Consider the following 6,685-nt stretch of genomic DNA (forward strand, 5'->3'; position numbering starts at 1 on the left):
AGTTGGGACGCAAGTCCCTGTGAGAGTAGGACGCTGCCGGGCAAACAAAGAGACAACCATTTTCAGGTTGTCTTTTTTTGTTGGTTATTTATGCTTGAATGATGCATGAGAACCGTCCCCGTGCCTCACTTTCCCATCAAGTAGTCATAGACTAGAAAAGGCCCCTTTTTTAGTGTGATGTGTAAAAAGGTTTCGATGAAGGGGTAGTCGTGGTTGGGCATCATTTTGGTTAGTTCGCTCCACCATTCTGTTTCATAACGGGCGATCATGCTTAAGTTGTATAACAATAAATAGTGAATCAGCAGTTCCGGGAAGTTGAAAAGCTTCCCTTTGTTTATTGGAAGTGTCCAGCACCCTTCTTCCATGTGGAATTTTAAAGGGGAAATGGCTGATACCGGATTGTTTTTCAAAATTAAATGGATTCCTTCATCAGCAGAGAATTCCACCCCATTAGCAAATTTCGAGGCAAGAAACTCTTTAAATCGACTCCCGGTCATATGATAGGTATCCAGTATTTTCTCGGGAATATGGAGCTGGCTGCCGTTGCTATGTAGTTTTTCAAAGCTGTTTTTCCTCATAAGTATGAAGAATAATTCATCGAGCTCAGGTATAAGCTGTAGTAATTCCTCCATTAGGACTTTTTCCCCTTCAAGCTGTTTCATGTGAAACAATTTTTCTGACATAAATGGAAAAAGTCCATTTTTTTGTAATTTCACTTCGTCTTGAAAAAATAAATAATTTTGCTTTTTTCTTTTTCTGGTGGAAACACCGTGTGCCAATACCGCTGTTGTTTCCGGATAAGATGGATCTACGGTTAAGATGCAGGCTTTTATTAAATGGACAAGGCCATAGAAAAGCAATATAGGTTTAATAACCAGCGGGGCTTTTTCTGCCTGTTCATAATAGATTTGCCCATGTTCGAGATAATATAAAAAGGCATATCCATTCTCATAGCTCTTTTGTTCAGGATTCTCAATATTCCCCTTTAGATAGCTATTTTTCAAATAGTGCTGACAGTATTCAGCTGAAAAAAAGCATGAGTAGCTTTTCCAGCCTTTAAATGGCGTATTCAAAGCAGATCACCTTTTTCAGAAAAATCTTACTAATATTTCTTCCTTGACAGTATTTTGTCCAATTGATAACCTACAAATAATATTTTTTGACCTGGAGGCTGTTAATATGTGGGAAAGTAAGTTCGCAAAAGAAGGATTAACGTTTGATGATGTATTATTGATTCCTGGCAAATCAGAGGTGCTGCCACGCGACGTGAGTTTGCAGGTGGAGTTAACTCCTGCGGTAAAGCTCAATATTCCAGTTATAAGTGCAGGTATGGACACAGTCACGGAATCCGAAATGGCAATTGCTATGGCCCGCCAAGGCGGCCTTGGAATTATTCATAAGAATATGACCATCGAACAGCAGGCTGAACAGGTTGAAAAGGTTAAGCGTTCAGAAAGCGGCGTTATCACTGATCCGTTTTTCCTGACTCCTGAACACCAAGTATTTGATGCAGAGCATCTAATGGGGAAATATCGTATTTCAGGTGTTCCAATCGTTAACAACATGGAGGAACAGCGTCTGGTTGGCATTATCACCAACAGGGACCTTCGTTTTATTCAGGATTACTCTTTCAAGATCTCTGATGTCATGACGAAGGAAAATCTAATTACTGCTTCAGTTGGGACAACCTTGAAGGAAGCTGAACAAATTCTTCAAAAGCATAAAATTGAAAAGCTGCCTCTTGTGGATGATCAGGGAGTGTTAAAAGGTTTAATCACAATTAAGGACATTGAAAAAGTGATTGAGTTCCCAAATTCCGCAAAGGACAGCCAAGGCCGTCTATTGGCAGGAGCTGCAGTTGGGGTGACAAGCGATACGATGAAACGGATCGACAAGCTGGTGAAGGCTAACGTTGATGTAATCGTAGTCGATACTGCACACGGGCATTCCAAGGGTGTGCTAGACACTGTAAGGCAAATTAGAGATGCCTACCCTAACCTTGCGATTATCGCCGGAAACGTAGCCACTGCAGAGGGAACCAGGGCCTTAATCGAAGCCGGAGTAGATGTCGTTAAGGTTGGAATTGGACCAGGTTCGATTTGTACGACACGCGTTGTAGCTGGTGTCGGAGTACCGCAAATAACAGCTGTTTATGACTGTGCTGGTGAAGCCATGAAACACGGGAAAACGATTATTGCGGACGGTGGTATTAAATACTCTGGTGATATCGTCAAAGCTTTGGCAGCAGGCGGACATGCCGTGATGCTGGGAAGCATGCTTGCAGGGGTAACAGAAAGCCCTGGAGAAACAGAAATTTTCCAAGGACGCCGCTTTAAGGTATACCGCGGCATGGGTTCAGTCGCAGCAATGGAAAAGGGTTCTAAAGACCGTTATTTCCAAGAGGACAATAAAAAGTTTGTCCCAGAAGGCATCGAAGGACGCCTTCCGTACAAAGGACCATTGGCAGATACCATTTATCAATTAGTCGGCGGCTTACGTGCAGGTATGGGCTACTGTGGTACGAAAAACCTAGAAGAATTACGAATGAACGCGCAATTCGTTAAAATGACCGGTGCCGGCTTACGAGAAAGCCATCCGCACGATGTTCAAATCACCAAAGAAGCACCAAACTACTCAATGTAAATAACAACGTAAGAGCAGATTTTTAGTCTGCTCTTATTTTTTTACTTAGTTGATTGGAGCGGAAAGCAACTACTACTACGTATGAAAAAAGCCCTATCTATTTCTAGCAGTCTATCAAAATTGGCAAAAGAATGCTTCGATGCTCTCTCTATGATTTATAAAGCAGTTATGTTAAAATAACCAAAGTGTAAAAAATCTTGGAGGGCGTTAATGTGAATAAACATGTTTTTAAAAAGTATCTTGCCAGTGCAATGGCCGTTATTTTGTTCTTCAGCCTTTTTGCCGGCATGGGCCAAGATAAAGCGGAAGCAGCCGCAGCGTTAAACATCAACGCGGACGGTGCCATATTAGTAGATGCTGAATCAGGCAAAGTGTTATACGAAAAAAATGCTGATACTGTCATGGGGATTGCCAGCATGACAAAAATGATGACTGAATATCTTTTACTAGATGCCATTAAACATGGAAAAGTGAAATGGGATCAGGAATATAACGTCAGTGATCTTGTTTATAAAATTTCCCAAGACCGCGCATTGTCGAATGTTCCACTGCGCCAGGACGGCACATATAAAATCCGCGAGTTGTATGAAGCGATGGTTATTTATTCTGCCAATGCAGCAACGATTGCTATTGCCGAAACAATTGCCGGGTCTGAAACCAATTTTGTGAAAATGATGAATGAAAAAGCCAAAAAGTTAGGCTTAAAGGATTATAAATTTGTAAACTCATCAGGTTTAAATAATGCCGAATATCGTGGCATGCATCCGGAAGGCACCGGTGAAACAGACGAAAACGTCATGTCTCCAAGAGCGGTAGCGAGTCTTGCCTTCCACCTAGTCAATGAATATCCCGAAGTGTTAAAGACGGCAAGCATACCGAAGAAAACATTTCGTGAAGGCACTTCTGACGCAATTAATATGATTAACTGGAACTGGATGCTTCCTTCTTTGGATTATGGATATAAAGGTGTCGACGGACTTAAGACGGGTACCACCGATTTTGCCGGCTACTGTTTTACCGGTACTGCCAGCCGTGATGGCAAACGGTTTATCACAGTTGTGCAAAATGCTAAAGATGCGAGCGGCAAAGGGGACTATAAGGCCCGCTTCGATGAGACTAAGAAAATGTTTGACTATGCATTTGCCAATACAACAAAAGAAACCATTGTACCAAAGCATTATCAGGTAAAGGGCCATAAAACGATACCTGTTATTAAGGGGAAGAATGACCAGGTAAAAGTTTATACAAAGTCAGCCATCAATATGGTCATTGAAAATGGCGAAAAGGAAAATTATAAACCGGTACTGGTATTAGATAAAAATAAAATTAACAAAAAAGGTGAACTAACAGCACCAATCAAAAAAGGTGATAAGGTCGGCTATTTAACAATAGAGCCTAAAAACAGCGATAAGGTCAACTTTTTAACTGAGGAAGGCAAAAGCAAATTACAAGTAGATGTCATTGCAGCCCAAGATGTTGAGAAAGCAAATTGGTTTGTCCTAATGATGCGGGGCATCGGAGGATTTTTCGGTGATGTCTGGGGAGGCATCTCCTCCAGTGTTAAAGGCTGGTTCTAATTAGCTCTAAAGAACCTATAAGTAAAATGTTGGAAAGGATTCTTGTCTTGACAGGAATCCTTTTTTGTTGCTTTAATGATTTTATGGAATAAATAATTCAATCGAATTAATAGGAATTTTCTAAATAATCAACGTTTTCGACGTGGAAAAACAAGGGGGATTTACAAATGAAAACAGGTACGGATCGGGTAAAACGTGGGATGGCAGAAATGCAAAAAGGCGGCGTCATCATGGACGTTGTTAATGCAGAACAGGCAAAAATTGCTGAGGAAGCAGGCGCAGTAGCGGTAATGGCGCTAGAGCGCGTACCTTCTGATATTCGTGCAGCTGGCGGCGTTGCTAGAATGGCAGATCCTCGAATTGTCGAAGAGGTTCTTAACGCTGTTTCAATCCCTGTTATGGCTAAGGCTCGTATCGGCCATATTGTGGAAGCACGTGTACTTGAAGCACTTGGTGTAGACTATATCGATGAAAGTGAAGTATTAACACCTGCTGATGAAGAGTTTCACTTATTAAAGAGTGACTTTACTGTTCCATTTGTATGCGGCTGCCGCGACTTGGGAGAGGCTGCCCGCCGTATTGGCGAAGGAGCATCTATGCTTCGTACAAAAGGCGAACCGGGAACTGGCAACATCGTAGAAGCTGTCCGCCATATCCGCAAGGTTAACGCACAGATTCGCAAGGTTGTAAGCATGAACGAAGATGAGCTTATGACAGAAGCAAAGCTATTAGGTGCACCATTTGAATTATTGCTTGAAATTAAGCGCAATGGCCGCCTTCCTGTTGTTAACTTTGCTGCTGGTGGTGTTGCAACACCTGCTGATGCAGCGTTAATGATGCAATTAGGTTCAGACGGTGTATTCGTTGGCTCTGGTATCTTTAAATCAGAAAACCCTGCGAAATTTGCAAGAGCGATTGTTGAAGCAACAACTCATTACCAAGACTATAAATTGATTGCTGAACTTTCAAAGGATCTTGGAACTCCAATGAAGGGTATCGAAATTTCTTCATTAGCCCCTGAAGCTCGCATGCAGGAGCGTGGGTGGTAAAATGATTAAAGTAGGCGTTCTCGCATTACAAGGAGCAGTTCGTGAGCATATTCAATCATTAGAAGCTTGTGGTGTCGAAGCCGTTGCCATTAAACACAAAGAAGAATTAAAGGACGTTGATGGCCTTATTCTCCCTGGTGGAGAAAGCACGACAATGCGCCGGCTGATCGATAAATATGATTTTATGGATTCCTTAAAGGAATTTGCCCTGGAAGGTAAACCAATGTTCGGTACCTGTGCAGGCCTTATTCTTTTGGCAAAAAACATCGTCGGATACAGTGAGCCTCACCTAGGTGTGATGGACGTTACGGTTGAACGCAACTCCTTTGGACGTCAGGTGGATAGCTTCGAGGCCGACCTTTCTGTGAAAGATGTCGCAGGTGACTTCCCTGCAGTCTTTATCAGGGCCCCGCATATCGTAGAGGCAGGCGAAAATGTCGAGATTCTTTCAAAGCATGATGGCCGCATTGTTTTAGCGCGTGAAGGGCAATTTTTAGGCTGTTCGTTTCATCCAGAACTAACAGATGACCATCGTCTTACAGCTTACTTTGTTGAGATGGTAAAAGAAGCAAAAAATCAAAAACAGCCTGTATAGATTGGTTGCTTTTGGCAAATAAATATAGTACTCTAAGTTATACAAATTAGAAATATGCAAAAGCAATGAGAGGAACTAGTAGCAAGAGGTTTATTCTAAAGAGAGCCGGTGGCTGGTGTGAACCGGTGAATAAGACTTGTGAATCCCTCCTCGAGTAGAGTGCGGAACACCTCATCACGAGGCTAGTAAGGACTCTCGGTGAAAAACCGTTACATTTTTAAGGTGGACAGATTCGTCTGTCAACCAGGGTGGTATCGCGGGTTAACTCTCGTCCCTGTTTTAGGGGCGGGAGTTTTTTGTTTGCCCTCGGATAAATAATAAAGGAGTGTTTAAGCATGTTGGATTTGAAGTATTTAAGAGCCAATTTTGCCGAAGTTAAAGAAAAGCTGCAGCATCGCGGGGAAGATTTAACAGACTTAGGCCGATTTGAAGATTTAGACGTTAAACGACGCGAATTAATTGTCGAAGCGGAAAAACTGAAATCCAAGCGGAATGAAGTTTCTCAGCAAGTTGCTGTATTAAAACGCGAGAAGCAGGATGCCGATCACCTTATCAAGGAAATGCGTGAGGTTGGCGACCGCATCAAGGAACTCGACGATGAACTAAGAGGCGTTGAGGAAACATTAGAGCTATTATTGCTTAGCATTCCAAATATTCCCCATGAAACTGTGCCTATCGGCGAGACAGAAGACGATAACGTAGAAATCCGCAAATGGGGCCAGGTCCGCGAGTTCGGCTTTGAGGCGAAACCACATTGGGATGTAGCTGACCATTTGGGAATTCTTGATTTTGAACGAGCAGGAAAGGTGACCGGCAGCCGC

The 6,685-nt window shown here is 42.5% G+C and carries 6 protein-coding genes and 1 other annotated feature; of the genes, 5 read left to right on the top strand and 1 reads right to left on the bottom strand.

Annotated features, from left to right (window positions below; translation table 11 throughout):
- Nucleotides 1-125: 125 nt before the first annotated feature.
- A complete protein-coding gene (locus KHB02_RS29105) occupies nucleotides 126-1,073 on the bottom strand; it encodes a YaaC family protein (RefSeq protein WP_213148392.1) in 948 nt (315 codons plus the stop codon).
- Nucleotides 1,074-1,179: 106 nt separating this feature from the next.
- On the opposite strand from KHB02_RS29105, the gene guaB reads away from it, so the two are divergent.
- From guaB to KHB02_RS29130, 5 genes are all read left to right on the top strand, one after another.
- Entirely contained in the window at nucleotides 1,180-2,643 is a 1,464-nt protein-coding gene (gene guaB, locus KHB02_RS29110) for an IMP dehydrogenase (RefSeq protein WP_213148391.1), read from the top strand.
- Nucleotides 2,644-2,894: 251 nt separating this feature from the next.
- The gene (locus KHB02_RS29115) at nucleotides 2,895-4,220 is read left to right on the top strand and encodes a D-alanyl-D-alanine carboxypeptidase family protein (protein ID WP_213148394.1); all 1,326 of its coding nucleotides are present in this window, start codon (nucleotides 2,895-2,897) and stop codon (nucleotides 4,218-4,220) included.
- Nucleotides 4,221-4,387: 167 nt separating this feature from the next.
- The gene (gene pdxS / locus KHB02_RS29120; RefSeq protein WP_213148390.1) at nucleotides 4,388-5,269 is read left to right on the top strand and encodes a pyridoxal 5'-phosphate synthase lyase subunit PdxS; all 882 of its coding nucleotides are present in this window, start codon (nucleotides 4,388-4,390) and stop codon (nucleotides 5,267-5,269) included.
- Between the two features lies 1 nt (nucleotide 5,270).
- Nucleotides 5,271-5,864, top strand: coding sequence for a pyridoxal 5'-phosphate synthase glutaminase subunit PdxT (gene pdxT / locus KHB02_RS29125; protein WP_213148389.1), 594 nt, complete (start codon nucleotides 5,271-5,273; stop codon nucleotides 5,862-5,864).
- A gap of 56 nt (nucleotides 5,865-5,920) precedes the next feature.
- Nucleotides 5,921-6,143 (top strand) — a binding site (T-box leader).
- Nucleotides 6,144-6,199: 56 nt separating this feature from the next.
- A partial coding sequence (locus KHB02_RS29130) for a serine--tRNA ligase (protein ID WP_476739054.1) occupies nucleotides 6,200-6,685 on the top strand: 486 nt, incomplete at its 3' end.

The organism is Neobacillus citreus (assembly GCF_018343545.2).
GTDB classification, from domain to species: Bacteria; Bacillota; Bacilli; order Bacillales; family Cytobacillaceae; genus Neobacillus; species Neobacillus citreus.